19 protein-coding genes are annotated in these 26,011 nt (G+C 69.6%); 11 read left to right on the forward strand and 8 right to left on the reverse strand.

Annotated elements, in window-relative coordinates:
• The first annotated feature begins 228 nt into the window (after nucleotides 1-228).
• Both rpsA and ON41_RS12905 read left to right on the forward strand, forming a co-directional pair.
• Nucleotides 229-1,707, forward strand: a complete 1,479-nt coding sequence (gene rpsA, locus ON41_RS12900) for a 30S ribosomal protein S1 (protein ID WP_040747818.1) — start codon at nucleotides 229-231, stop codon at nucleotides 1,705-1,707.
• Nucleotides 1,708-1,836: 129 nt separating this feature from the next.
• Nucleotides 1,837-3,366, forward strand: coding sequence for a phospholipase C (locus tag ON41_RS12905; RefSeq protein WP_040747819.1), 1,530 nt, complete (start codon nucleotides 1,837-1,839; stop codon nucleotides 3,364-3,366).
• A gap of 7 nt (nucleotides 3,367-3,373) precedes the next feature.
• On the opposite strand, the gene ON41_RS12910 is transcribed toward ON41_RS12905, so the two are convergent.
• Complete coding sequence (locus ON41_RS12910; protein ID WP_040747820.1) at nucleotides 3,374-3,586, reverse strand: hypothetical protein; 213 nt, start codon at nucleotides 3,584-3,586, stop codon at nucleotides 3,374-3,376.
• 296 nt (nucleotides 3,587-3,882) lie between these two features.
• Here ON41_RS12910 and coaE point away from each other — a divergent pair, with 296 nt between their 5' ends.
• The gene (gene coaE, locus ON41_RS12915) at nucleotides 3,883-5,073 is read left to right on the forward strand and encodes a dephospho-CoA kinase (protein WP_040747821.1); all 1,191 of its coding nucleotides are present in this window, start codon (nucleotides 3,883-3,885) and stop codon (nucleotides 5,071-5,073) included.
• Here the strand turns inward: coaE and ON41_RS12920 are convergent.
• Complete coding sequence (locus tag ON41_RS12920) at nucleotides 5,060-5,584, reverse strand: ribonuclease FAU-1 family protein (RefSeq protein WP_040747822.1); 525 nt, start codon at nucleotides 5,582-5,584, stop codon at nucleotides 5,060-5,062. The two genes, coaE and ON41_RS12920, sit on opposite strands and share 14 nt — an antisense overlap.
• A gap of 114 nt (nucleotides 5,585-5,698) precedes the next feature.
• Nucleotides 5,699-6,265 (reverse strand): DUF402 domain-containing protein, encoded by a 567-nt coding sequence (locus ON41_RS12925; protein ID WP_246461689.1) that lies wholly within the window; start codon nucleotides 6,263-6,265, stop codon nucleotides 5,699-5,701.
• A gap of 813 nt (nucleotides 6,266-7,078) precedes the next feature.
• Here ON41_RS12925 and uvrB point away from each other — a divergent pair.
• The gene (uvrB, locus tag ON41_RS12930; protein ID WP_040747824.1) at nucleotides 7,079-9,250 is read left to right on the forward strand and encodes an excinuclease ABC subunit UvrB; all 2,172 of its coding nucleotides are present in this window, start codon (nucleotides 7,079-7,081) and stop codon (nucleotides 9,248-9,250) included.
• A 2-nt stretch (nucleotides 9,251-9,252) separates the two neighbouring features.
• On the opposite strand, the gene ON41_RS12935 is transcribed toward uvrB, so the two are convergent.
• A complete protein-coding gene (locus tag ON41_RS12935; RefSeq protein WP_040747825.1) occupies nucleotides 9,253-9,723 on the reverse strand; it encodes a VOC family protein in 471 nt (156 codons plus the stop codon).
• Nucleotides 9,724-9,839: 116 nt separating this feature from the next.
• On the opposite strand from ON41_RS12935, the gene ON41_RS12940 reads away from it, so the two are divergent.
• Entirely contained in the window at nucleotides 9,840-10,664 is an 825-nt protein-coding gene (locus ON41_RS12940) for an AraC family transcriptional regulator (RefSeq protein WP_246829518.1), read from the forward strand.
• 2 nt (nucleotides 10,665-10,666) lie between these two features.
• Here the strand turns inward: ON41_RS12940 and ON41_RS12945 are convergent, their stop codons facing one another.
• Nucleotides 10,667-12,514, reverse strand: a complete 1,848-nt coding sequence (locus ON41_RS12945) for a glycoside hydrolase family 15 protein (RefSeq protein WP_040747826.1) — start codon at nucleotides 12,512-12,514, stop codon at nucleotides 10,667-10,669.
• A gap of 187 nt (nucleotides 12,515-12,701) precedes the next feature.
• Between ON41_RS12945 and ON41_RS12950 the strand changes: the two genes are divergently transcribed.
• Both ON41_RS12950 and ON41_RS12955 read left to right on the forward strand, forming a co-directional pair.
• Nucleotides 12,702-13,130, forward strand: a complete 429-nt coding sequence (locus tag ON41_RS12950) for a DUF7144 family membrane protein (protein WP_051161338.1) — start codon at nucleotides 12,702-12,704, stop codon at nucleotides 13,128-13,130.
• Nucleotides 13,131-13,177: 47 nt separating this feature from the next.
• Nucleotides 13,178-14,755, forward strand: a complete 1,578-nt coding sequence (locus ON41_RS12955) for a SulP family inorganic anion transporter (protein WP_051161340.1) — start codon at nucleotides 13,178-13,180, stop codon at nucleotides 14,753-14,755.
• Between the two features lie 133 nt (nucleotides 14,756-14,888).
• On the opposite strand, the gene ON41_RS12960 is transcribed toward ON41_RS12955, so the two are convergent.
• Both ON41_RS12960 and ON41_RS12965 read right to left on the reverse strand, forming a co-directional pair.
• On the reverse strand, nucleotides 14,889-17,444 hold the full coding sequence (locus ON41_RS12960) for a winged helix-turn-helix domain-containing protein (RefSeq protein WP_157185444.1): 2,556 nt from the start codon (nucleotides 17,442-17,444) through the stop codon (nucleotides 14,889-14,891).
• A 168-nt stretch (nucleotides 17,445-17,612) separates the two neighbouring features.
• Nucleotides 17,613-17,930 carry a hypothetical protein gene (locus tag ON41_RS12965; protein WP_157185445.1) on the reverse strand — a complete coding sequence of 106 codons (318 nt, stop codon included), beginning with the start codon at nucleotides 17,928-17,930 and terminating at the stop codon, nucleotides 17,613-17,615.
• Between the two features lie 258 nt (nucleotides 17,931-18,188).
• On the opposite strand from ON41_RS12965, the gene ON41_RS43755 reads away from it, so the two are divergent.
• The 4 genes from ON41_RS43755 (at nucleotide 18,189) to ON41_RS12985 (ending at nucleotide 23,475) form a co-directional block, all read left to right on the forward strand.
• Nucleotides 18,189-18,524 (forward strand): WhiB family transcriptional regulator, encoded by a 336-nt coding sequence (locus ON41_RS43755; protein WP_157185446.1) that lies wholly within the window; start codon nucleotides 18,189-18,191, stop codon nucleotides 18,522-18,524.
• Between the two features lie 183 nt (nucleotides 18,525-18,707).
• Nucleotides 18,708-22,043 (forward strand): ATP-binding protein, encoded by a 3,336-nt coding sequence (locus ON41_RS12975; RefSeq protein ID WP_169336481.1) that lies wholly within the window; start codon nucleotides 18,708-18,710, stop codon nucleotides 22,041-22,043.
• A gap of 130 nt (nucleotides 22,044-22,173) precedes the next feature.
• Nucleotides 22,174-22,590 carry a DoxX family protein gene (locus tag ON41_RS12980; protein ID WP_040747830.1) on the forward strand — a complete coding sequence of 139 codons (417 nt, stop codon included), beginning with the start codon at nucleotides 22,174-22,176 and terminating at the stop codon, nucleotides 22,588-22,590.
• A 432-nt stretch (nucleotides 22,591-23,022) separates the two neighbouring features.
• Nucleotides 23,023-23,475, forward strand: coding sequence for a universal stress protein (locus tag ON41_RS12985; RefSeq protein ID WP_040747831.1), 453 nt, complete (start codon nucleotides 23,023-23,025; stop codon nucleotides 23,473-23,475).
• Nucleotides 23,476-23,598: 123 nt separating this feature from the next.
• On the opposite strand, the gene ON41_RS12990 is transcribed toward ON41_RS12985, so the two are convergent.
• Nucleotides 23,599-25,905 (reverse strand): HelD family protein, encoded by a 2,307-nt coding sequence (locus tag ON41_RS12990; RefSeq protein WP_051161344.1) that lies wholly within the window; start codon nucleotides 25,903-25,905, stop codon nucleotides 23,599-23,601.
• Nucleotides 25,906-26,011: the final 106 nt, after the last annotated feature.

The raw sequence follows: 26,011 nt of genomic DNA on the forward strand, positions 1-26,011 counted from the left end.
TGCTTGCCGCAACTCACGTCGCGTACGCTGTTTCCCGCGAGTGCCTTTCGTACTTGCGTACACAAGGCGCGCGCATGCTGTGAGTTCCGAGCAATGAGTACAGCGTTGTGCTGTGTCGCAGCGATGTGCTGTACACGCCAACGTTAGTTCCCTCGCTGTGAGTTCACAGCAAAACCGAAAGCCCACATGTCCACTACCGACCACAATCCGTCCGGAGCAACCCAACACATGCCCACCACTGTCACCTCGCCGCAGGTAGCCGTCAACGACATCGGCTCCGCCGAGGACTTCCTCGCCGCCATCGACAAGACGATCAAGTACTTCAACGACGGCGATATCGTCGAAGGCACCATCGTCAAGGTCGATCGCGACGAGGTCCTGCTCGACATCGGTTACAAGACCGAAGGCGTCATTCCTTCCCGCGAACTGTCCATCAAACACGATGTCGATCCGGCCGAGGTCGTTTCCGTGGGCGATGAGGTGGAGGCCCTTGTTCTCACCAAGGAGGACAAGGAAGGCCGGCTGATCCTGTCGAAGAAGCGGGCGCAGTACGAGCGGGCGTGGGGCACCATCGAGGAGCTCAAGGAGAAGGACGAGGCCGTCAAGGGCACCGTCATCGAGGTCGTGAAGGGCGGTCTGATTCTCGACATCGGCCTGCGCGGCTTCCTTCCCGCCTCGCTCGTCGAGATGCGCCGCGTCCGCGATCTGCAGCCGTACGTCGGCAAGGAGATCGAGGCCAAGATCATCGAGCTGGACAAGAACCGCAACAACGTGGTCCTGTCCCGCCGCGCCTGGCTCGAGCAGACCCAGTCCGAGGTCCGTTCCGAGTTCCTGCACCAGCTCCAGAAGGGCCAGGTCCGCAAGGGCGTCGTGTCCTCCATCGTCAACTTCGGCGCGTTCGTCGATCTCGGCGGTGTCGACGGCCTGGTGCACGTCTCCGAGCTGTCCTGGAAGCACATCGACCACCCGTCCGAGGTCGTCGAGGTCGGCATGGAGGTCACCGTCGAGGTGCTCGACGTCGACCTGGACCGCGAGCGGGTCTCGCTGTCGCTCAAGGCGACTCAGGAAGACCCGTGGCGTCAGTTCGCCCGCACCCACGCCATCGGCCAGATCGTGCCCGGCAAGGTCACCAAGCTGGTTCCGTTCGGTGCGTTCGTGCGTGTCGAGGAGGGCATCGAGGGCCTGGTGCACATCTCCGAGCTGGCCGAGCGCCACGTCGAGGTGCCGGATCAGGTCGTCTCCGTCGGCGACGACGCGATGGTCAAGGTCATCGACATCGACCTGGAGCGTCGCCGGATCTCGCTGTCGCTGAAGCAGGCGAACGAGGACTACCACGCCGAGTTCGATCCGTCGAAGTACGGCATGGCCGACAGCTACGACGAGCAGGGCAACTACATCTTCCCCGAGGGCTTCGACCCCGACACCAACGAGTGGCTCGAGGGCTTCGACAAGCAGCGCGAGGAGTGGGAGGGCCGCTACGCCGAGGCGGAGCGCCGTCACAAGATGCACACCGCGCAGATGGAGAAGATGGCCGCCGACGCCGCCGCGGAGGCCGCCAACGGTGGCGGGTCGTCCAACTACTCCTCCGAGAGTGGTGGCGAGCGGGCCTCGTCGTCGTCGTCCTCGCAGTCGGAGTCGGCCGGCGGTTCGCTGGCCAGCGACGCGCAGCTCGCCGCGCTGCGCGAGAAGCTCTCCGGCAACGCGTAGTTCGCACGCAGCTGACGCGGAGGCCCCGATCCGGACGGATCGGGGCCTCCGCTATTTTGTGTACTGTTCTCGGCGGGAATCTTTGAAACTGTCCTTTTTCAGAATTCGCGGGAAGGTCGTATCAGCGGCATGGGGCTCTTCGATGGCATCAACCGGCGTGACTTCCTGGCGAAGGCGATGGCCGCGGGCGGGGTGGGCGCGCTGGCGGGCTGGGCGAATCCGATCATCGAGCGGGCCTACGCCGCCGATCCGGCCGGGATGGGCGGGCTCGGCGATATCGAGCACTTCGTCCTGCTGATGCAGGAGAACCGGTCCTTCGATCACTACTTCGGGACCATGTCGGGGGTGCGCGGATTCTCCGACCCCTCGCCCGCGTGGCAGCAGTACGGCTACCAGCCGGGCGTGGGCCCGGCCGCCGACGGCTACCTGCTGCCGTTCCGGCTCGACACCACCCGGGGTCCGAGCCTCGACGGCGAATGCGTGAACGATCCCGACCACAGCTGGGCGGGTATGCACGAGGCGTGGAACGGCGGCGCGAACGACCGCTGGATGCCGATGTCCATCGCCAGCGTGGGCCCCGGAAACGGGCCCGCCGCCATGGGATACCACACCCGTGCCGACATCCCGGTGCATCACGAGCTGGCCGACGCGTTCACGCTGTGCGACGCCTACCACTGCTCGGTGCTCGGGCCCACCGACCCGAACCGGCTGTACTGGATCTCGGCCACCATCGATCCGGACGGTCTCGCCGGTGGCCCGCTGGTGGAGACGCCGCCGATCATCCCGCAGAACGCCTACAGCTGGCGCACCTTCCCCGAGAACCTCTCCGCGGCCGGGGTCAGCTGGAAGATCTACAACAACCGCGACGTCGGCCCCATCTCCTCGGTGATCCTGGACGGCATGATGGGCTGCTTCACCCAGGCCGCCGACCCGAATTCCGAACTGGCGCAACGGGGTAAGGCCCCGGTGTACCCGCAGGACTTCGCCGCCGACGTGGCCGCGAACCGGCTGCCGTCGGTGTCGTGGGTGATCCCGCCGCTGTTCAACTGCGAACATCCGGCGCTGCCGCCGGCGCTCGGCGCGGTCGGCATCATGCAGGTGCTCGACATCCTGACCGCCAATCCGGCGGTATGGGAGAAGACGGCCCTGATCGTCATGTACGACGAGAACGGCGGCTTCTTCGACCACGTCACCCCGCCGACGCCGCCGCCCGGCACGCCGGGGGAGTTCCTGACCGTGGACCTGAACCGGGTCCCGGCCGCCAAGGGTGTCGCGGGCCCGATCGGCCTGGGCTATCGGGTGCCGTGCTGGGTGGTGTCGCCGTATTCGCGTGGCGGACTGGTGTGTTCGGAGACCTTCGACCACACGTCGCAATTGCGTTTGCTGGAACGGCGATTCGGTGTGGACGTCCCGAATCTCACGGACTGGCGGCGCAGCGTCACCGGCGATATGACATCGGCGTTCGATTTCGCGTCGGCGCCCGATGCGGCGCCGCCGCGGATCACGGATCCGAATTCCCGCACCGAGGCCGCACTGGCGCAATGCGGGCCGAATATCGCGCTGGGATCGGCGGGGCAGGGCGCCCCTTATTCGGTGCCGCCCAACAGTATGCCGAGTCAGGAGGCGGGGACACGGCGACGCCCGAGCGGGGTCGTGTAGGAGGCGATCAGCTCGCGGTGGCGGGCACCCACTGCGCCGCGGCGTCGGCCGTGCGCTTGCGGATCGCGGCGAGGCTGTGACGTGCGGGACTGATCAGCGCGGTGATCCAGGAGCGGCGATACTCGGCCAGCGCGCTCGCGACTTCGCGGATCTCGACACAGTGCACCGTGCCGGTCCTGCCCAGGCGGTGGCGACCCGTCTGGATGTTTCTGGTGCCCAATGGTGTTCCTTTGCTTGCGTGGTACGGCCTGGCTCGCCTGCGGCGAAACATTAGCGGAACGAAAGTGTGTGGCAGCGTATTTTGCGCGACTTTCGTCCCGGCGTGTCGGAAAGTTGCGGACCACAGGTCGGGATCCGGCGGAAAAAGTTTCGAATTGATATCGCCGCCATCACGGATTGAGAAATTTGCCGGTGACCGCGTGAGAGATATTGCGGCGATGGGTAATAGACCCTTTCGGGTCGCTTCCGGCGAGACCGGCGTACGACGCGGGCGTGCCCGGATGCGAGACTGGACGAATGTTGCGTATCGGTCTCACCGGAGGCATGGGAGCGGGTAAGTCGACGGCGGCGCGGCGGCTGGCCGAGCGGGGCGCCGTCCTGATCGACAGCGACGTGATCGCCCGCGAGGTGGTGGCGCCGGGCACCGCGGGGCTCGCCGCCCTGGTCGAGGCATTCGGATCGGACATCCTGGCGGCCGACGGGAGCCTGGACCGACCGGCCCTCGCGGCCAAGGCCTTCGCCGACGACGAGTCCCGCCGCACGCTGAACGGCATCACCCATCCGCTGGTCGGGCAGCGCACCATGGAGCTGATCGCGGCCGCGCCCGCGGACTCGATTGTGGTGCAGGATGTTCCGCTGCTGGTGGAGAACGGGATCGGCGCGATGATGAATCTCGTGGTCGTCGTCATGGCCGAGACCGAGACCCGGGTGCACCGGCTCGAGGAGTTCCGGGGCATCACGCGCGCCGACGCGCTGGCCCGGATCAAGACGCAGGCGACCGACGAGCAGCGCCGTGCCGCGGCCGATGTGCTGCTGGACAACAACGGCGACCCCGAGGCGCTGGAGTCGCAGGTGGACGCGCTGTGGGAGCACCGGCTGGCGCCCTTCGAGCACAACCTGCGCACCCGGACCCCCGCCCCGCGCGGCGAGGTGCACCTGGTGGGGTCGGACCCGACCTGGGATTCGCAGGCGCAGCGGCTCATCGCCCGCCTGGCCCTCGCCTGCGGGGCGGGCGCGCGGCGCATCGACCACATCGGGTCGACGGCGGTGCCGGGACTGCCCGCCAAGGACGTTCTCGACATCCAGGTCACCGTCGCCGATCTCGCGGCCGCCGACGAGATGCGGGAGGGGCTGGAGTCGGCCGGCTTCCCGCGCGCCGAATATCTGACCGACGATCCGAAGCCGGGCACCGATCCCGCCCTGTGGGGCAAGCGCGTTCACACCAATGCCGATCCGGGCCGCCCCGCGAATGTGCACGTGCGGGTCGAGGGGTGGCCGAATCAGGTGTGGGCGCTGGCGTTCCGGGACTGGCTGCGCGCGAACGCCGAAGCTCGCGAGGAGTATCTGGCGGTGAAGCGGAAGGCCGAGGCCGCCGCGACGGGCCTGTCCGGTCCCGCGGCGATCGACGCCTACCTGGATGTGAAGACGCCGTGGTTCGACGAGGTTTATGCGCGGGTGCTCGAGGGCGGGGAGGCTACTTCCAGCTGAGGCTGATGCCCTGCGATTCCATCCAGTGCTCGAAAACGTAGCCGTGACTCGCGATTCCGTCGATGGCCGCGGTGGCGGTCTCGACGGCGCGCCGGGAGTCGGACAGGCTCAGGTATCCGGCGGCGTGCGCGGCGAGCAGTTCGTCGACGTCGAGCAGCTCGAGGTCGCGGCCGGTGCGCACGACGATGTCGAGGTAGTGGTCGATCGACTTCCAGCAGTCCGGCCGGATCTCGGCGAATTCGCCGATGTCCAGGTAGTAGTCCTGGTCGCGGTGGTGCACGGGGTTGTAGTGGAAGACGGTCGCGCGCAGCGACACATGGGGTAGCAGCCACGACTCGAGGTAGTGGAATTGCGGATGGTCGGAGGCGCGGGCCATGTACAGCCCCCACGGCTCGACGTGATAGCGCTCGACCGGCCGCACGAACCCCTTCGGGTCGGTATTCGTGAGTTCGGCCAGGTCGAAGAACTCGACCTTGGGCGGGTGCAGATCCACAACTGGTGCCTGGGACACAGCCCCGAATTTACCGCCGGATCGCTGTCGGCGCGCAGGTACCGCGTGTTCCGGCAGGTGACGCGGGGTGCCCGGCGCGTCGGCGGCCCGGCGGTGCACCGGGCCGCCGACGGCTCACAGCCAGGTCAGCCGGATGCCTCGTGAGGTCAGCCAGCGTTCGAAGCAGTGGTCGTGCGAGGCGATTCCGTCCACGACGGAGGTGGCGTGCTCGAACGCGTGCTGGGCGGTAGCGGCGTCCACGAATCCGGCGGCGTGCGCGGCGAACAGCTCGTCGACGCCGCGCAGTTCGCAGGCGTGGCCGTTGCGGGCCTCGATGTCGAGGTAGTGGTACACCGCCCGCCACCGCTTCGGCTCGATCCGGGCGAACTCGCCGATGTGGATGTGGTACCGGGGATCGCGGTCGTGCGCGGCGTTCACGTGGTTCATGCTCACCCGCAGCGACAGCTGCGGCAGCAGCCACGTCTCGGTGTAGCGGTCGGGCGGCGTATCGGCGGTGCGCATGAGGTACAGGCCCCACGGCTCGGCGTGGTAGTGCTCGACCGAGCGGACGAAGCCGCGGGCGTCGGTCTTGGTGTAATCGGCCAGGTCGAAGTACTCGGTGTGCGGCCGATGCGGGGGTCTCGCCGGGGCGGGGGTCGCGTCGGAGTTGTGGTTCGGGGTGCTGCGGTGTCTGAACTGCATGGGGACAACTCCGTTGAGCGCGGTGGAACGCCGGTTCCGGAGGAGTTCCGCGACGGCGTTGCTCGCTGGCGCTGCGGTGCGTGAGGCAAGGAAACCGGCCATGACACTGCCCTTCTCGACTGTCGGACCGGATCAGAGTACACCCGGGCAACCTCGTGGGGAGGTTCGTGAACAGACCGGAATTGTCCTGTCACGGTTTCGCCATCAACGATGAGGTTCCTTGCGGCACCGGACAATTCGGACATCCTGCGATCGGTCGCGCGCGCCGCGTGGAGGTTGCCCGCGCAGTGCTCCGCGGTCGCAGCAAACGCTGCGGGGATACGGTCGCGGGCGTGGTTTCGACGGGCGGGGAAGCGGTTGTCGGGCGGGGTGTTCGTAGCCGGGGACTGCCGAATATGGTGTGCGGCAACGGTATTACTCACCCTTGAATTGGACATCTGACCGAGGCTCGGTCGGAGGAATGGCCGATGCCGGGACATTGATGGATTGGAATTGACTGCGCGAGAATGATTTTCGACTGTGATGTGGTGACGTTTCGAATCTGTGCGACGCCTGTCCGGCGGAGCGCATCGGCCGTCGGATGCGCGTGTCCGGTGGCCGCTCCGATCGGCTCTTGTGCGACCGGGTTGCGGAGAGATAGCGGTGTGGCGGTGGTCACGGTCGCGCCGCATCCGGTCGGAGGGGTCCGGGCGGGTATGGCCGGGTGCCCCGGCGGTGGGATTCGTCACGGCCCGCCGGTCACCCCCTCAGCGTGTCGGGGGTCGCCCGGCGCTCGGGTGATAGTTGTCGGTGGCTCGTCCTAGGCTGGTAACCATGGCTTTCGCAACCGAGGTCCCCGCCGAGGGCAACACACCGCTGGCGCATTCGGAGTTCCGGCCCATCGGTGAGATCGAGCGTGCCGACGGCCGGTTCCGGGTGGTCAGCGAGTACGAGCCCGCGGGCGACCAGCCCACCGCCATCGCCGACCTGGAGCGCCGGCTGGAGGCGGGCGAGCGGGACGTGGTGCTCCTGGGCGCCACCGGCACCGGCAAGTCGGCCACCGCGGCGTGGCTGATCGAGCGCATGCAGCGCCCCACCCTGCTCATGGCGCCCAACAAGACGCTGGCCGCCCAGCTGGCCAACGAGCTGCGCGAGATGCTGCCGAACAACGCCGTCGAGTACTTCGTCTCGTACTACGACTACTACCAGCCCGAGGCGTACATCGCGCAGACCGATACGTACATCGAGAAGGACAGCTCGATCAACGACGACGTCGAACGCCTGCGGCATTCGGCGACCCAGAACCTGCTGTCCCGGCGCGATGTGGTGGTCGTGGCGTCGGTGTCGTGCATCTACGGCCTGGGCACGCCGCAGTCGTACCTGGACCGTTCCGTGCAGCTCGAGGTGGGCGGCGAGATCGACCGCGACCGGCTGCTGCGCCTGCTGGTGGACGTGCAGTACACCCGCAACGACATGGCGTTCACCCGCGGCTCCTTCCGCGTCCGCGGCGATACGGTCGAGATCATCCCCTCCTACGAGGAACTCGCGGTCCGCATCGAATTCTTCGGCGACGAGATCGAGGAGCTGTACTACCTCCACCCGCTGACGGGCGATGTGGTCCGCCGGGTCGACCGGCTGCGCATCTTCCCCGCCACCCACTACGTCGCGGGGCCCGAGCGCATGGAGCGCGCGGTCCGCGATATCGAGGCCGAACTCGAGGAGCGCCTCGCCGACCTGGAACGCCAGGGCAAACTGCTCGAGGCGCAGCGCCTGCGCATGCGCACCCAGTACGACCTGGAGATGATCCGCCAGGTCGGATTCTGCTCGGGCATCGAGAACTATTCGCGGCATATCGACGGCCGCGCGGCCGGCTCCGCCCCGGCGACGCTGCTCGACTACTTCCCCGACGATTTCCTGCTGATCATCGACGAGTCGCACAACACCGTCCCGCAGATCGGCGGCATGTACGAGGGCGATATGTCGCGCAAGCGCAACCTCGTCGAATACGGTTTCCGGCTGCCGTCCGCGGTCGACAACCGCCCGCTGACCTGGGAGGAGTTCGCCGACCGGATCGGCCAGACCATCTACATGTCCGCGACGCCTGGTCCGTACGAACTCGGCCAGACCGGGGGCGAATTCGTCGAGCAGGTCATCCGCCCGACCGGTCTGGTCGACCCGAAGGTCGTGGTGAAGCCGACCAAGGGCCAGATCGACGACCTGATCGGCGAGATCCGTCAGCGCACCGAGAAGGACGAGCGCGTCCTCGTCACCACCCTCACCAAGAAGATGGCCGAGGACCTCACCGACTATCTGCTCGGCCTCGGCGTCCGGGTGCGCTACCTGCACTCGGAGATCGACACCCTGCGCCGCGTCGAACTGCTGCGGCAGCTGCGGCTCGGCGAGTACGACGTGCTGGTCGGCATCAACCTGCTGCGCGAGGGCCTGGACCTGCCCGAGGTCTCGCTGGTCGCGATCCTCGACGCCGACAAGGAGGGCTTCCTGCGCAGCACCACCAGCCTCATCCAGACCATCGGCCGCGCCGCCCGCAACGTCTCCGGTGAGGTCCACATGTACGCGGACAAGATCACCGACTCGATGCGCACCGCGATGGACGAGACGGAACGCCGCCGCGCCAAGCAGATCGCCTACAACGAGGCCAACGGCATCGAGCCGACGGCGCTGCGCAAGAAGATCGCCGACATCCTCGACCAGGTCTATCGCGAGGCCGACGAGACCGAGGTCGAGGTCGGCGGCTCGGGCCGCAACGCCAGCCGCGGCCGTCGCGCCCAGGGCGAGCCCGGGCGCGCCGTCAGCGCGGGCGTCTACGAGGGCCGCGACGTGAAGAACATGCCGCGCGCCGAACTCGCCGACCTGATCAAGGAGATGACCGACCAGATGATGAACGCGGCCCGGGAGCTGCAGTTCGAGCTGGCCGGCCGGCTCCGCGACGAGATCGCCGACCTCAAGAAGGAGCTGCGCGGTATGGACGCGGCCGGGCTGAAATGACCTCAGCCCTGGGTTTTCATCCATTCGTTCACGCGGCGCTCGGCCTCCTCGCGGGGGACGTCCTCGACGCGGGTCATGCAGACCCAGCGGTGCCCGAACGGATCGATGACCGCGCCGTAGCGGTCGCCGGTGACGAAGGTCTGCGGGTCGTCGACGCTGTGTGCGCCGTGCTCGCGGGCCCGCTCCGCCACCAGGTCCACGTCGTCGCAGTAGTGCACGATGCTGGTGTGCACCCACTCGCCGGTCGGCGCGCGCAGCCCGTGCTCGGGAACCGGCATGCCGACCTGGATGGTCGAGTCGCCGATCTTCAGCTCGGCGTGGGCCGGCTGCCCGTCGGGCAGATCGTTGCGGCTCACCACCTCCGCGCCGAAGACCGCGGTGTAGAAGTCGATGGCCTTGTTGCCGTCGGGGACGGCCAGGAAGCAGGTGATGGAGTGGTAGCCCTCGGGGATCGGGTTCACGGTGTTCGTCATGCCCGTAACTCTCGTCGCTCGCGCGGCGTGGGTCTTGTAAGAACGCGACAGCCCCGGCGGCGGCCGTGAGCCGCCCGCCCGGTCCGGCGGAAAGCGGTGCGCCGGAACGGATTCCGGTGCCACCGCCGGAGGTGACCAAAGGCATCCTGCATCCCCGGGAGCAGGAGCGGCACCGCACCCTGGCCCGGTTTCCGGCCGGGCCGCAGACGTCCCGGTTCGCCGAGTGGTACTGGTCGGTGCGGTGGGATCTGCGCGGGCGCCCGCCGTATGTGGCCGAGGTGCTGCCGTTCCCGTGCGTCAACGTCACCTTCGAACAGAGCCACACCCGCAGCGGCGGCTGGGTCAACGGCGTGTGCACCACCAAGTTCACCCGCGAGCTGGCCGGCGTGGGGGAGACCTTCGCGCTGAAGTTCCGGGTCGGCGGCTTCGGCGCGTTCACCGGGCTCGATGTCGGCTCCTTCCGCGACACCGCGGTCCCGCTGACCGACGTGCTGCCCGAGGCGGTGGGGCTGAGCGAGAAGGTGCTGTCCGAACCGGAGCCCGAGGCCCGCCGCGATCTGATCGAGGATTTCTTCGCCGACGCCGCGCAGCACGCCCCGGACGACGAGTCCTATCGCGCGGTGCTGAGGATCGTCGCCGCGATGGCGGCGGACCCCGACCTGACCCGCGTCGACCAGGTCACCGAGCGGTTCGACGTGCCGATCCGCACTCTGCAGCGGCTGTTCCGCCGCTATGTCGGCGCGGGCCCGAAATGGGTGCTGCGCCGCTACCGCCTACAGGACGGCGCGCAGCTGCTGGCCGACGGCCGCACCGACGACCTGTCCTCGCTCGCACTGGATCTCGGCTACTTCGATCAGGCGCACTTCTCCCGCGAATTCGCCCGGGAGGTCGGGATGGCGCCGCTGGAGTACGCGCGGACCACCTCGGCCCCGCCGGGCTGAGGTCACCGACCCGTGCGGGCGGCGGCGGCCCCCGACATGCGGTCCAGGGCCTCGTCCAGGGTCGTCGCCGCATCGATCAGCGCGAGGTGGGTGAACGCCTGCGGGAAGTTGCCGAGCTGTTCGCCGGTGAGGCCGATCTCCTCGGCGTACAGGCCCACATGATTGGCGTAGGTCAGCATCTTCTCGAAGGCCAGCCGGGCCTGCTGCGCCTGTCCCGCCCGCGCCAGCGCGGTGACATAGGTGAAGCTGCACAGCGAGAACGTGCCCTCGGTCCCGCGCAATCCGTCCGGAGCCGCCTCGGGGTCGTAGCGATAGACCAGGCTGTCGGTGACCAGCTCCTGCCCCATCTCCGCCAGCGTCGACAGCCACATCGGATCGCGGGGCGCGACGAATCCGACCTGGACCATGCGCAACAGTGACGAGTCGAGCACATCGCTGTCGTAGTGCTGCACGAAGGCCCGGCGCTTCGGATTCCAGCCCTGATCCCATACCTGGGCGTAGATCCGGTCGCGCTGGCTCCGCCACAGCTCGACCGGGCCGGGCAGGCTGTGGCGGGCGGCGAGGCGCAGCGCGCGGTCGAATGCCACCCAGCTCATCAGCCGTCCGTAGGTGTAGTCGGCGCGCCCGCCGCGGGTCTCCCAGATGCCCTCCTCCGGTTGATCCCAGTTCACCGTGAGCCAGGTCATCAACTCGCCCACCGTCTCCCAGCCCTGGTGGCCGATCCACAGCCCGTGCCGGTCGGCCTGGTAGAGGCTGTCCAGCAGTTCGCCGTAGATGTCGAGCTGCAGCTGATCGGAGGCGCCGTTGCCGATGCGCACCGGGCTGGACCGGCGATAGCCCTCGAGGTGGGTGAGCTCCTCCTCGCGCAGATCCGAGGAGCCGTCCACCCGGTACATGATCTGCAGGGGCCGGCCGTTCGAGCGGTAGCGCCCGTGCAGCCAGCGCGCGAAATCGCCTGCCTCCTCGGTGAATCCGAGGGCCAGCAGCGACGACACCGAGAACGACGCGTCGCGCACCCACGCGTAGCGGTAGTCCCAGTTCCGTTCGCCGCCGATCTGTTCGGGCAGCCCGGCGGTGGGGGCGGCGACGATGGCGCCGGTCGGCGCGTAGGTGAGCAGTTTCAGGGTGATGGCGGAGCGGTTCACCATCTCGCGCCACCGGCCCCGATACGTCGACCGTGCCACCCAGGCGTGCCAGAAGCGGACGGTCTCGTCGAAGGTCGCCTCGATCTCCGAGACGCGCACGGCGTGTGGCGTGCGCGACGTCCCGGATTCGAGGACGAATCCGCGCACCTGCCCGGCCGTCAGCGGCAGCCGGCCGTGCAGATCGCCGTCCTCGGTGACCCGGACCTGCGCCAGGCGTTCGTCGTGCGGTTCGCGTACCGCATGCAGGGTGAGGCCGATATCGCCGCCGTCGAAGGTCGCCCCGTCGGCGGTCGCGCTGGTCGAATGATCCTGCCGCCCATAGCCGAAGCGCGGCGCGACCTCCAGCTCGAAGGTGATCCGGCCGCGGATACAGCGCAGCATCCGCACCAGCCGATGGGTGCCGGTGATGTCGCGGCCCGCCGGGGGCATGAAGTCGACGATCTCGCCGGTTCCGACCTCGGTGCTGAACCGGGTGATGAGGATCGCGGTGTCCGGGAAGTACATCTGCGTACTGCGGTAGGGCCGTTCGGCCGGCCGGATCCGGCAGTGCCCGCCGCGGCGCCGATCCAGCAGCGCGCCGAAGACGCTCGGCGAATCGAAACGGGGACAACAGAACCAGTCGATCGAGCCGTCGACGGTGACCAGCGCGGCGGTCTGCAGATCGCCGATGAGGCCGTGGTCCGCGATCGGTGGATAGTCGGTCACGAGCAGCTCCCTCGTCCGGATTCTCCGCGGTCACCGACCATGGTCCCGCGCGCGCTCGCGCCGGGCGTCACCCGCCGAGGGTGAGCCGGTCACGTGCGCCGATTCATTCGCGACGGAGGACGCCGATTCCCGTCCCGGCCCGCCAGATTCGTGGTGCGTCCATCACTGCGAGCAGAAGGGGTCGACCATGACACACGCGCCCGAAACACACGTGCCGGAGCTGAGGCCGGTGGCGGAACGCACCGAGATTCCCGGTGGCGTACTCGCCGCGGCGATCCTGCTGGTGACGGTCGGCGTTCTCGATATGTTGCAAGGCATTTCGGCCGTCGGCGCCGACCAGCTGTACGTCGTGGGCGTCGAGTACCTGTACCGGTTCGACACCACGGCGTGGGGGTGGATCCACATCGTGGTCGGCATCGTGCTGGTGCTCACCGGGATCGGCCTGATGAGCGGCACGGCGGCCGCGCGGATCGCGGCGATGGTGATCGCGGCGCTGTCGATCATCGCGAATTTCATGTCGCTGCCCTACTATCCGGCCTGGTCGATCCTGGTCATCGTGCTCGACGTGGTGGTCATCTGGGCCGTCGCGACCTGGTACGCACAGGCGAGCCGGTAGGGGTGAGCCGACGCATCGTGCCTGTGCCGCAAGGTTTTTCCCAACGGTTGCGTGCCGATTCCGTTGCGGGGTTCGCCATCTGGGCCGCGGCGGTGCCGGAGGCGTTCGCGTGCGCGTCCATCGCCGGGCTGCCGGCGATGGCCGGGCTGTACGCGCTCGTTCCGGCGCTGGTCCTGTACGCCGTCGCCGGTGGCTCGCGGCAGCTGGTGGTGGGGCCGACGCCGATGACCGCGGCGCTGACGGCGGCCGTCGTGGCGCCGTTCGCCGCGGCGGAGGGCCGGGCCGTCGCGGCGGCCCTGGCGGCGGCGTGCGGGCTGGCCGGGATCGCCGCCGGGATGGCCCGGCTGGGCTGCGCGGCGTCGGGGATCGCCCGGCCCGTGCGGCGCGGATTCGCCGCCGGGCTGGCCGTGCTGATCGCCGTCGAGCAGGCTCCCGCGCTGCTGGGCCTGCGGGAATCCCCGAGCGAGTCGTGGCGGGAGGCGTGGTCGGTGGCCGGACATCTGGGCCTGTCGGACTGGCGGACCGTCCTGCTCGGCGGCGGCTGCCTGCTGGTGCTGCTCGTATTGCAGCGCTGGGCGCCGCTGGTCCCCGCGGCACTGGTCGTGGCGGTGGCCGGGGTGGCCGCGGTCCGGCTGCTGATGTGGGACGGGCAGGTCGCGATGCTGAGCGGTCTCGCGTCCGGGCCGCCGCCGATCGAGATCCCCGAGCCGGGCGATGTGCGGGCGGTGCTGGTCCCGGCGTCGGCGGTGCTGCTGATCGGATTCGCCGAGGGGCTCACGCTCGCCGAAACCCTCGCGGCGCGAGGCGGTTACCGGATCAGCGCCCATCGCGAACTGTTCGGGCTCGGCCTGGCGAATCTGGGCGCGGCGTTGTGTTCGGGCATGGCAGTCGGCGGCAGTCCCGCGCAGACCGCGGGACTGTGCGGCGCGGGCGCGCGCACCCGGCTCGGCGGGCTCGTCGTCGCGGCCCTCGCGGCGGTGACGATGCTGACGCTCACCGGCATGTACGAGGGCCTGCCGGCGGCCGTGGTGGCGGCCATCGCGATCGCGGCGGCGATCCGGCTGGCCGAACCGGCCGAACTGCGACGGCTGTACCGGATGTGGCGGGAGCGGCGGGGGAGTATCTACGGGAACGCGGCCGGGGCCGACTTCGCCGCGACGCTGCTCACGGTGGTGTCGGTCGTGGTCGCGGGCGTGCTGCCGGGGCTGCTGATCGGGCTGGGCGGCTCGATCCTGTTGCTGCTGTACCGTTTCGCGCAGTCGCGTGCCGCCGGGCCGTCCGGCGCGGCCCGGCCCGCCCCGGACGATCGTCACCTGCTGATCGTGCCGTTGGGCCCGATCCTGTTCTTCGCCACCGCGAACCGGCTGCGGCGGCGGATCCTCCGGCAGTGCACGGACCACACGCGGCTGCTCGTCCTCGACGCCGTGGCCTGCCCGGTCATCGATGTGACCGCGGCCCGGGCACTGGGCGAGCTGAGCGAGGATCTGGCCTGGCGCGGCATCGCCGTACGACTCGCAGGCCGGGCCACCCCGGACCGCACCCCCTCGCGCCAGGCCTGGTCCGGTGATGGGCCGATCACCGTATACCCCAGCGTCGCGGCGGCTTTGGCGGACGGTGTGCGTTGACAGGGCCGCTGCGGTTGTGACGGCATTGGCGGACGGTGCGTACCGACCCGCCCGGTGCGGTCGGGGCGGCGCCTGGCGTCTCGGCGACGTCGCCGCAGCTTGCCGGTGTGTACTCGTCCTGGGTGCCGCTTCGTCACAGCAGGCCGGTGCGGCGGGCCAGTTCGAGGGCGCCCGCTCGGGTGCTGGTGCCGAGTTTGCCGTAGATGCCGCGGAGGTGGGTTTTCACGGTGTTGATGGAGACGCCGAGGACGTCGGCGATCTGCTGGGCGGTGCGGCCCGAGGGTAGTTGGTTCAGGACGGTGAGTTCGGTCGCGGTCAGGCTGGGTGGCCGGTGCTGTCGCCGTAGCGCGGGGTGGGCGCGCACGGCGGCGGCGAAATCGTTGTCGTGCCCGAGGGTTCCGATATGCGCGTCGAGTAGTTCGGCCGCGCCGGGTACGTCGAGGAACGGGCGGACCAGGCCCTCGGGCGCCGCGTGGTGCACGGCGGTGGCGAGGGCGCGGCGCGCCCGGGGCGGATTGCCCAGCGCCGCCTGGGCGGCGGCTTCCAGCAGCCATGCCGGCGCCGTGGTGAGCGGCTGTGCCGCCGCCGCGGTCGCGAGCAGCGGCGCGACCATCGCGGAGGTCGTGGCCGGCCGGTGCGCGAGAGTCGTTGCCGCGCGGGCGAGGACGACGTCGGCGGATTCCCCGAGGACGTCGGCGGCCTGATCGACGAGCAGCCGCGCCGAATGCCCCGCGTCGACGGCGAGCAGCACCCGCACTACATGCGGCAGCAGCCGCCCCGCGGCGGCCGGGAGCGGCAGCGGCGTGCGCAGCATGACCACCGTGCTGCGCCGCAGCGTCTCGGCCGCCGTGTACCGGTCGTCGGAACGATCGAACTCCAGCAGGTGCGCGACGACCTCGTCCCAATCGCCGGAATGCGTTGCGGTGGTATCGATCTCGCTGCCAGTTGTTTCGCCCCGCAGGTACCGCGAGAAGGCCGAGACGGCCTGCGCGCCGAGGGCGTCACCGGTCGCCGTGCGCCCGGATCTCGCCGCCGCGGCGACCGCCCGGCCCGCGTGTTCGCGCATGCCGGTGACGGTGCCGCGGATCAGCGCGGCGACCGCGAGCCGGGCCTCGGCGCGCACGCTCAGCGACGCGCAGCCCGCGCACCCCGCCTGGGCGCGACCGCGGCGGAACTGCCGCTCGGCGCGCTCGATATCGCCGTGCGCCAGCGCGACGGTGCCGAACTGCAACGCGGCGTACCCGTCGACATCGGGTTGTCCGGTGACGAAAACCCGGTCGGGGAAACGGAATTCGGCCAGTCCGGCGCCGGTTGCCAGCGTGACGCCGGCGCCTGCGGCCGTGGCCAGCAGCCGGATCCAGCTGTCGGGCACGATCGCACCGGTGCCGGCCGGACGGCGGTAGAGCTTGTCGAGAAGGATCATCGCCTTGCCGATATCGCGCTGTTCGAGGGCGTCGATCGCGCGCAGCACCCGCACCAGCGGGTCGTCGGGCGGGACCGCGTCGCTCTGGTCGAGCTGCCGGAACAGGTCGGGGCCGTCACCGTCGAGCACCATGCGAAGTCCGGTGTCGCGCAGGAACGTCCGCAGTTGCGAGGCGGCCGGTGCGCGCAGCAGATGATGCAGCGCCGACCGGGGCAGGCCCGCCGACAGATAGGAGTCCGCGGTCCGCAGCTGCAGCGCGGTCATATCCTCGCAGCGGCGCGCCTCGCCGAGCAGATGGGCGCGCATCAGCGGGTGGTAGGTGAACCACAGGTCACCGTCGCGGGCGTGACGAGTCATCGGGAATCCCGCGCGGACCAGCTCGTGCAGCACCGGCACGGCGATATCTCCTGTCAGCCGTTCGGCGAGCGCACCCGTGAACGAGCCGGGGACACTCGTGATCCGGACGAACCGCCGGATCCGGTCCGGGAGCGGCGCGAGCACCTCGTCGGCGAGGAAATCCGCGATCGGCGCGGGCGCCTCGGCCAGTTCGGTGAGCGCCGTCGACCGGTCGTCGTGCGCGGCGAGACGCCCCGCCGCGATGCGGACCAGCGCGGGCCACCCACGGGTCAAACCCATCAGCATGGCCAGTTCCGTACCGGTGAGCGGGCAGTGGTGCTGGCGGCACAGCTGCGCCGCGCGGATCTCGCTGAACGCCAGATCCACGGCGTGCAAACGGAATACGCGGCGCCGCAGGTCCACCGCGTGCCAGCGCAGGGGCGGATCGTGCCGGGCCGAGAGGACCGCGGTGAGATTCGGCGGCGCGTCGGTCAGCAGCCGCTGCAGATACGCCAGGTCCCCGGGATCGGTGAGCAGATGCGCGTCGTCGACGACCAGGACCCGCGGGCGGTCGTCCGCGCGCAGGGCCGAGATCACCTGTGCCGCGGCCGTATCCGGATCGGTCACCGGTTCGATGTCGTCGATGCCGAGACTCGCCGGCACGGCGTGGCGCAGTTCGCCCGCCGTGGCGCCCGTGGGCGTCGCCGTGAGCCATCCGATCCGGGTGCCGGGATACGACCTCGGCAGATGGGTTCCCGCCCAGCCCGCGATCAGCACCGTCTTCCCGGTCCCCGCCGCCGCGGTGATGAGGAGTACGCGGCCGCCGCCGGCCGGTCCGGTATCGAGCCGGACGTACAACTCCGGTCGCGGCACCGGTGTGAACGCGAATTCCGGTAATGCCGTATTCGACAAATCGGGTGATTCTGTCACAGGCCCTCCAGACAATGGACACGGATGATGCGTCCGGTCGTTGCCGACCGGCGCAGTCAGTGTTCAGCAGGGCACTTCCACCGTTCTTCCGGGCGAGTGCGGACCCGATTCCGCCGGTAACCGGAATCGGGTCCGCACTCGCAATTTCCGGAGGGTCGCGCCGGAGAATTATCGAGCGGCCGGCATCGGGACGAACGGTCCGTAGTCGCGGACGTGGCCGTCGGCCCAATCCCACGTCGAGGTGCTGTCCGCGGCGACGCCGCGCTGCAGGAACAGCCGCCAGCCGGACTCGGTCTTCTGCCAGATATCTCCGTCCCGGTCCCGATACCAGCCGGGATCGGCCGGCTCCGGCATCTCGGCGGGCGACGGGACGAGGCCGGGAGGAACCGGCGTGGTCAGTAACTGGCCGGCCAGTTCCATCACCCGCTCGGCGACGCCGAGCAGACCGTTGAGGACATTCGAGTCGGGTAGCACCGGCATATTCATGGTATTCAGCTCCTGCGGTTGTAGCGACATGTCCCGGCGATTATCCGGCCGCTTACTTCCACATTTCTTCCGCGGTGGTTCCATGGTGCTCGAGCGGCACTTCCGCCCCAATTCGTTGCCATTTCGTAATTCCGCCCGGTGGCGACATTACCGGATCGGATGCATACAGTGGCGGCATTCCGGAACGATCTTCCGGAATAGATTCGACCCCGCGGGACGCAGGCATCGGCCCGGCGGGACGGTACAGGAGGTGATCGTGTGAACTGGCGAAAAGACGCCGCGTGCCGCGAGGCGGCGCCGGGACTCTTTCATCCCCCGCCACCGCCGAAGGGAGATCCGCGCCGGGCGCTCGCTTACTGCCGGGGATGTTCGGTCGTGGCCGATTGCGCCAGGCATTCGCTGGCGGTCGGGCTGCCGCGCGGGATTGCGGCCGGAGTATGGGCCTCGGGTGACGGCGACAGCGCCGCGCTTTTGCGTCTCATTGCGTCGGGCCACGGGCGCCTGCCGCGCTGTGTGCAGTGCTGGCGGATCGTCCCGGCCGGTTCGGTGAACAGTGTCTGCCAGGTCTGCGCCTTCGCCGAGATTCCCGCGTGATACACCGATGTTGTTGTTGCTCAACCAGTTTGCTGGGACCACCCGTAGCCGTTGATTTGTCTTCACGCGTAGGCGACGGTAATTTACCGAAGAGTATTTCGGACTATTCGTACTTTGCCAGCCCGACAGCCGGAGGGGCGTCGTGTGATGATGTCGGAGCCACAGGTTCAGGTGTTCGGACCATTGCAGGTCTTACTCGGCGGCCGCACGGCCCGCATCGGCGCGGGACGGCAACGCGCGATACTGGGTCGGCTGGTTTTGGCCGGGGGCAAGACCCTCGGCGTCGATCGGTTGGTCGAGGACGTCTGGGAGGGCGCACCGCCGCCGCACGCCCCCTCCGTTCTGCAGGTACAAATCCACAATCTGCGCCGAATCCTGGAGCCGTCGCGCAGGCCCCGAACGCCGGCGCAGATTCTGGTCTCCGAAGGCAGTGGGTATGCGCTGCGGCTGGATTCCGGAAATGTCGACGCGTGGCAGTTCGAGGCGTTGCTGCGGCAATACGAGGACCGCGTGCACGCGCCGTCCGGCCCGCCGGGCCCGCTCGAGCGTTATCGAATGCTGGACGCCGCACTTTCCTGCTGGCACGGCGCCGCATTCGAATCCTTCGCCGGGGCGAGCTGGGCCGCCGCGGAATCGGCGCGATTGACCGATCTGCGCGCCACCGCAATCGAGATGCGCGCGCAGGCCGCCCTCGAACTCGACCGTATCGGCGAGGTCGTCGCGGTGCTCCGGCAACAGGTGGAGGAGTTTCCCGGCCGCGAGGAAACCGCGCGGCTGCTGGCGCTGGCGCAATATCGGCTCGGGCAGCAGGTGGACGCGCTCGCGACGGTGCGCCGAGTGCGCGATTATCTGCGCTCGGAATACGGAATCGACCCCGGCCCGCGGCTGAGCGAATTGGAATCCGCGCTCCTGAATCACACGGTCGCCGACGAGCGAGCGCCGGAACAGATACGGGCCGCGCCGACGGTGCCCCAGCGCGTCACGCCGGCCGACCGGCCCGTACCGGAGGAGTCGACCTGCTATCCGGGTCAGCACGCCACCATCGCGGCCGCGTCCGACGAGGTCCGCGCCTCGGGGATGCGCCTGATCTGGGTCATCGGCGATGTCGGCACCGGGAAGACCACGCTGGTGTGCAGGGCCGCGGCGGATCTGGCCGCCGCGGGATGGGTCACCGCCTACGGCAAGGCCCCCGAGGTCGACAGCGCGCCCGCGGCCTGGATCTGGCGGGAGATCCTGGCGGAACTCGGTGGCGGATCGGTGCTTTCGGAGGAGGTGGCCGAATCCGGCGACCCGTTCACCGTGGTCCGGGCGGTGGCCAAGCGGTGCCGCGAACTGGCCGGGCACGCCCCGGTCGCGATCGTGCTCGACGATATGCACCGCTCGGACGCGGCGAGCCTGCAGGTGCTGCGGCAGCTGGTGAGCTGGTTGCATCGCGAGCCGGTGCTGGTGCTCGTGACCGCGCGGGGCCCGGAGCTGTCGCCGGTCTTGCGCGCCACGGAGGCGGCGCTGGCCGATCGGGTGAGCGAGCGCATCGAACTGTCCGGGCTCGATCTGCCGGGCACGGAGGAGATCGCGCGGGGCGCCGGGCTCGCCGAGCTGGATCACGAGACACTGCAGTCGCTGCATCGCCGGACCGGCGGTAATCCCCTGTTCGTCCGGGAACTGTCGAAACTGATGGTGACGCGCGGCGAGGCGCGGATGCTGCCGGAGGGCATCCGGGCGGTGCTGAGCGAGCGGATCGGGCGGCTGCCCGCGGGTGTGGTCACCGTGCTGCAGTACATCGCGGTGTGGGGCGGGACGATCGACATCGACACACTGATCGGGCTGTCGGGCATCGGCGAGATCGACATCGTCGACGGTATAGACGCCGCGGCGGCCGCCGGGCTGGTCGGATTCGACGCGTACGGGCGGATCGCGCTGGACCACGCGCTGATCCGGGACACCGTCTACGACGGCATCCTCCCGCTGCGCCGCCGCCGGATGCACTGGCGTGCCCTGGAATTCCTGGAGCGCCGCTCGCCCGAACGCCCGGACGCCGCGGCCGATATCGCGGCCCTGGCACATCACGCGGCGCGCGGCGCCACGCGGACCACCGCGACACACGCGCTCGCCTACCTGGTCACCGCGGCGCGCGGCTCCGACCGCGGCGACACCCGCGCCGACGCCACCGAACACTGGCAGGCCGCGGTCGCACTGCACGAACTCGCCGGGCACGCCGGGGAGACGGCCGACCGCGCCGACCGGATCGCCATGCTCGATTCGCTGTGCGGGCTCACCGGCGCCCTGGCCTACGGCGGCCGGAGCCTGGCGGCCCGGGAGTCGCGGCGGCGGGCCGTCGCGCTGGCCGGTGAACTCGGCGACCCCGCCCTGCGCGTGCGAGCGCTCACCTGCTGGCGGGCGCCGGTGATCGCGGGCGTGCGGGACTGGCGCACGCCCGACGCCGAGCTGATCGACATGCTGAAAGCCGCACTGGCGGAAGCGGATTCATCGGCGGACGAGGCGCGGCTGCTGGTGACACTGGTGCTGGAGTCCGAGGCGACGGGCGACGCCGCACAGGTGCACCGGTGGGCGCGCCGGGCGGTCGACGCAGCCCGCAAGACCCACGACGCGCGGCTGACGTGCGCGGCGCTCAACGCACTCGCCTACGCGATCACGGGGCCCGCGACGCTGGACGGCTGGGAGCGCGTCGCCGACGACCTATTACATGCCGCTCGCGCGGCACGATTACCCGAGTACCAGGCGGTCGCCCACTACCTGCGATTCCGATCCGCCTGCCGCGCCACCGATCTGAACGCGGCGCGGCGGCACGCGGACCGTGCCCTGGAATACGCCTCGGCCGGGCATCTGCGGCCGCTGCTCGATCTGCTGGCGGCCTTCGCGGCGGTCTCGGCGGTGCTGCGCGGCGATCTCGACGCCGCCGAGACCGAGTACCGGCGCTTCGACGCCCGGATTCGCCAGTCCGGCAGCGCCAACGAAGCGGAGTCCCTGCTCATCGGGCCGCTCACCATGGCCTGGGCGCGCGAGGACCTGTCGGGCCTGGTGGACCGGCTGGCCGTACTGTATGCCGCCGAACCCGAGCTGGTCGCCCAGGTCTATACCGTCGCTTTGCTCGACGCGGGCGACCGCGACCGTGCCCGCACCCTGTTCCACCGGCACGGCACCGTGCGCCCGGACTTCTACCCGACGGTCATGACGGTGTTCCGGGCCCACGCCGCGGTGGCGCTCGGCGAGGCCGAGGCGGCGCGGGCGCTGCTGGAGGAGTTGCGCCACTGCTCGGGAACCATGACCGGACTCGGCTCCGGCGTCGCCGTCTTCGGGCCCGTGGACGCGGTACTGGCCGACCTCGCCGACCTCGCCGGCGACGGCGCGGCCGCCCGCACCTTCCGCGCTCGCGCCGTGACGCTGCTGCGCCGGGTCCGCGCGGAACTGGCGTCGCCGGACGCCGAATCGCCGCGTCGCGCCCCGTCCCCGCGCGCCGTCGCGGCCGCGGACGCCGACCCCGAACTGCTCTGCGGTTGATCCCACCGGAATGGCGCGACCGCGATCGGCGAGCGCCTCGCTAATCTCTCATCGTGCGAGTTCCACGGGGAATACCCCGGCGGAAGACGCTGGTTGAATACTGCATTACCGACAACCAGAGGAGTTGGCGATGAGTGTTCTGGTGCTGATCGGGCGGATCTTTTTCGTCGTCCTGTTTCTCAGCTCGGCCGTCGGGCATCTGACCCAGGCCGAGGGTATGGCGGGCTACGCCCAGAGCAAGGGCGTCCCGGCCGCGAAGCTGGCCGTGCTCGGATCGGGTGTGTTGCAGGCGGTCGCGGGGCTGAGCATCCTGCTGGGCGTCTGGGCGGATCTGGGCGCGCTGCTCCTGGTGATCTTCCTGGTGCCCACCGCGATCCTGATGCATCCGTTCTGGAAGGAAACCGACGCACAGGCCAAGCAGACCGAGATGATCCAATTCAACAAGGATCTGGCGCTGGCCGGCGCCGCGCTCATGTTGTTCGCCTTCTTCGCTCACGTCTGCGATCTCGGATTGACGATCACAGGGCCGCTTTTCCACCTCGGCTGAGGGTCGTCACGGACGTGATTCAACGCATTAGTCGGGATTTCCTGGCGAACGACCGGCAGGCGTCGCGGTGGCGCAATTGTGAACCCTCACGAACCGGCCCCGACCTGCACTGGGACCCGCCGGTAGTGGGTATGTGCCACCGAATTGACGTGTTGTGACGAAAATCCCAGGGGCACAAGACCGTTCGGTCCACGGCGGTGGATCGCCCGGTCTGTCCCGCAATATCGGAATCGCTGCTGGTAGCGCGGGTCGTTTCCGGCATCCGCCGAGCGAATGTGTGTTGCGCGTTACTCGGCACATGAGTGTGATGTGTTGCGATTTCGGTTATTTCCGGCCGGACACCGGTTATGGTCTAGCGCAGTTGCCGCGCGGTACCCGCAGTTGCGGGCGTAATCGCGCCGGCATCCGACAAGTTGCACCTTTGGAGGAGAGATGACCGCCTACCGATCCATTGTCGTCGGTACCGATGGCTCGGACTCGTCGTACGTCGCCGTCGAGAAGGCCGCCGCATTGGCCGGTGACGCGGGCGCCACCCTGTACGTCGCCTGCGCGTACTACCCGACCGATGACCGCGATGTGGCCGCCGCGGCCGATGTCCTCAAGGAGGAGGCCTACCAGGTGCGCGGCTCCGCGCCCACCAACGAGATCCTGCGCGTGGCCCGCGACCGGGCCACCGCGGCCGGGGCGAAGAACATCGTCGAGAAGGCCATCGTCGGCGAGCCGGTCGAGTCGCTGCTGAACCTGGTGAAGGAGGTCGACGCCGAACTGCTCGTCGTCGGTAACCGCGGCCTCAACACCCTCACCGGCCGCCTGCTCGGCTCGGTGCCCTCGGACGCCGCCCGCAAGTCCCGCACCGACGTGCTGATCGTGCACACCGTGCGCTGAGGCCCGACGTAGGCGCACCCCGGCGCACCTGCGCCCCCGTTGTCCCGGCGTGCTTTTGGCCGGGACCTCACGGTGAGATCCCGGCCGAAAGCACGCCGGGAAATGGGGGACGGGTTGCGTCTGCTATTCCGCCGCCTTCAGCCTGCTCAGCACGTCGGGCAGGTCGCCCGTGTGGACCACGGACAGGCGCTGGGTCGCGCGGGTGAGCGCCACGTAGAGGTCGTTGAGGCCGCGCGGGGACTCGTCCAGGACGGCCTGCGGCTCCACCATGATCACCGCGTCGAATTCGAGGCCCTTCGCCTCCGACACCGTCAGCACGCGCACGGAATCACTCGCCAGGCCCGCGTAGTCGGCGACCCGCGCGTGCGGGGCGAGGACCGCGGTGATGCCGGGTCGTTCGGCCTCCGCGCCGACCAGCCGGGCCACCGTCGCCACGGCCTCGTCGTCGGTCACCCGGAACGCCTCCGGCTCGTGTCCGGATTCGCGCACCGAGCGCGGCGCGGACGCCTCCGGATCGATCGCGGCCAGCACGTCGGCGGCCACCGCCATGATCTCCGCGGGCGTGCGGTAGTTGACGGTCAGCTCGGTGAGCTTCCACCGCCGCGCCACATACGGTTCCAGCATCCGCTGCCAGGACGAGGTCCCGGCCGGATCACCGGTCTGCGCCACGTCGCCGACCACCGTCACCCAGCGATTCGGTATGCGCCGCATGACCATTCGCCACGCCATCTCCGAAAGTTCCTGCGCCTCATCGATGATGACGTGGCCGTAGGTCCAGGTGCGGTCGCCCGCGGCGCGTTCGGCGGTGGTCTGGCGGGTGCCGACGTTCTGGCGCTCGGCCAGCTGGCTCGCGTCGATCAGGTCGTAGGCCATCAGGATCTCCGGATCCAGATCGTCCTCCAGATCCTGTGGCGCCGAACCGGTCAGGATGTCGAGGGCCTCCTGCGCCTCGGCGAGCTGGGCGCGCCAGCGGCGGCGGGCGCGCTCGCGCTCCTCGGCGTCGTCGACGCCCAGCAGTTCGGCCAGCTCGTCCAGCAGCGGCGCGTCGGCCGCGCCGAAGCGGCCGTCGTCGGGGCGGTACAGCTCCTGGCGGTCCTCCGGCGACAGATCCCCGGCGGCGCGGGCCAGGCGGTCCGGATCGGCCCACAGCCCGGCCAGCACCTCCTGCGGCGACAGGATGGGCCACAGCGCGGCGATCTCGCGCTGGATATCGGCGTCGGCGCGCATCTCGTCGCGGATCTCGGTGAGATCGGCCTGGCTCAGCAGATTCTTGCCGCCCGTGAGGTCCCGCCCGAGCACCTGCGCCAGCTGATCGGTCAGCGCGTCCACCACCGACGCGGCGAAGATGGGCCGGGCCAGGTTGTGCGGACGCCGGGACGAGCGGGCGCGGCCCCGGGCCTTGGTGACGATCTTGCGGTCCAGGGTGAGGTCGTAGCCGTCGAAGCTCAGCCGGATCGGCTCGCGGGGCACCTGCTGCCAGTCGCGCACGCCCTTCTTGAGGACCTCGAGCATGTCCAGCGAGCCCTTCAGCTCCCCGGCCCGCAGCGAATCCTCCAGTTGCGCACGCACTCCCGGATACAGATCGCCGATCGTCGAGAGCAGCACGCCGGTCTCACCGAGGGACGGGAGCACCTGGCCGATGTAGTCGAGGAAGGTCGTATTCGGCCCGATGATCAGCACGCCGGCCTTGTCCAGCTGCTGGCGATAGGTGTACAGCAGGTAGGCCGCGCGGTGCAGCGCCACGGCCGTCTTGCCGGTGCCCGGCCCGCCCTGCACCACCAGCACGCTCTTGTGCTCCGAGCGGATGATGGCGTCCTGCTCGGTCTGGATGGTCTCGACGATGTCGCTCATATGCCCGGTGCGGGCGGCGTTGAGCGCGGCCAGCAGGGCGCTCTCGCTGCCCACCCCGGCCTCGTCGGAGTCGATGGCCCCGGCCCGGCGCGCGGTCTCCAGATCCAGATACTCGTCGGTGACCGCGGTGACCTTGCGGTTGCGCGAGCGGATGTGCCGCCGCCGCGTCACCCCGTCCGGCTGGGCGGTGGTCGCCAGGTAGAACGGGCGAGCCAGCGGCGCGCGCCAGTCCAGCAGCAGGGTGGCGTAGTCGTCGTCCTCGTCCAGGATGCCGAGCCGCCCGATGTAGCGATGATCGTCGCCGTCGTTCTCCGCCAGATCGATCCGCCCGAAACACAGACCGTGCTCGGCAGCGTCGTACTTGGCCAGATCCTCGGTGTAGAGCTGGGTGAAGGATTCGCGTTCGCTGCGGGCCTGCGGGGTGCCGCCGGCCTCCAGCAGGACGGTTTTCAGGCGGCGCTGGGCGTACTCGCGCATGGCGTCGAGCCGCTGGTACAGCAGCGTCAGATGATCTTGTTCGGCCAGCGTTTCGGCCGCGCGGTCGGTTGCCGGGTGATCCTCGGTGAGGCGGTCGGGCAAGACGTCAACTCCTTGTCACCACGGTCGGCCGGGCACGGGGCCGTGCAACGGAAAACAGAGTTGTCGAGTCTAGTTCGGGTTCGGCGCGCTCGCCGTAATCGCAGGT

The organism is Nocardia transvalensis NBRC 15921, from assembly GCF_000308875.1.
GTDB classification, from domain to species: domain Bacteria; phylum Actinomycetota; class Actinomycetes; order Mycobacteriales; family Mycobacteriaceae; genus Nocardia; species Nocardia transvalensis.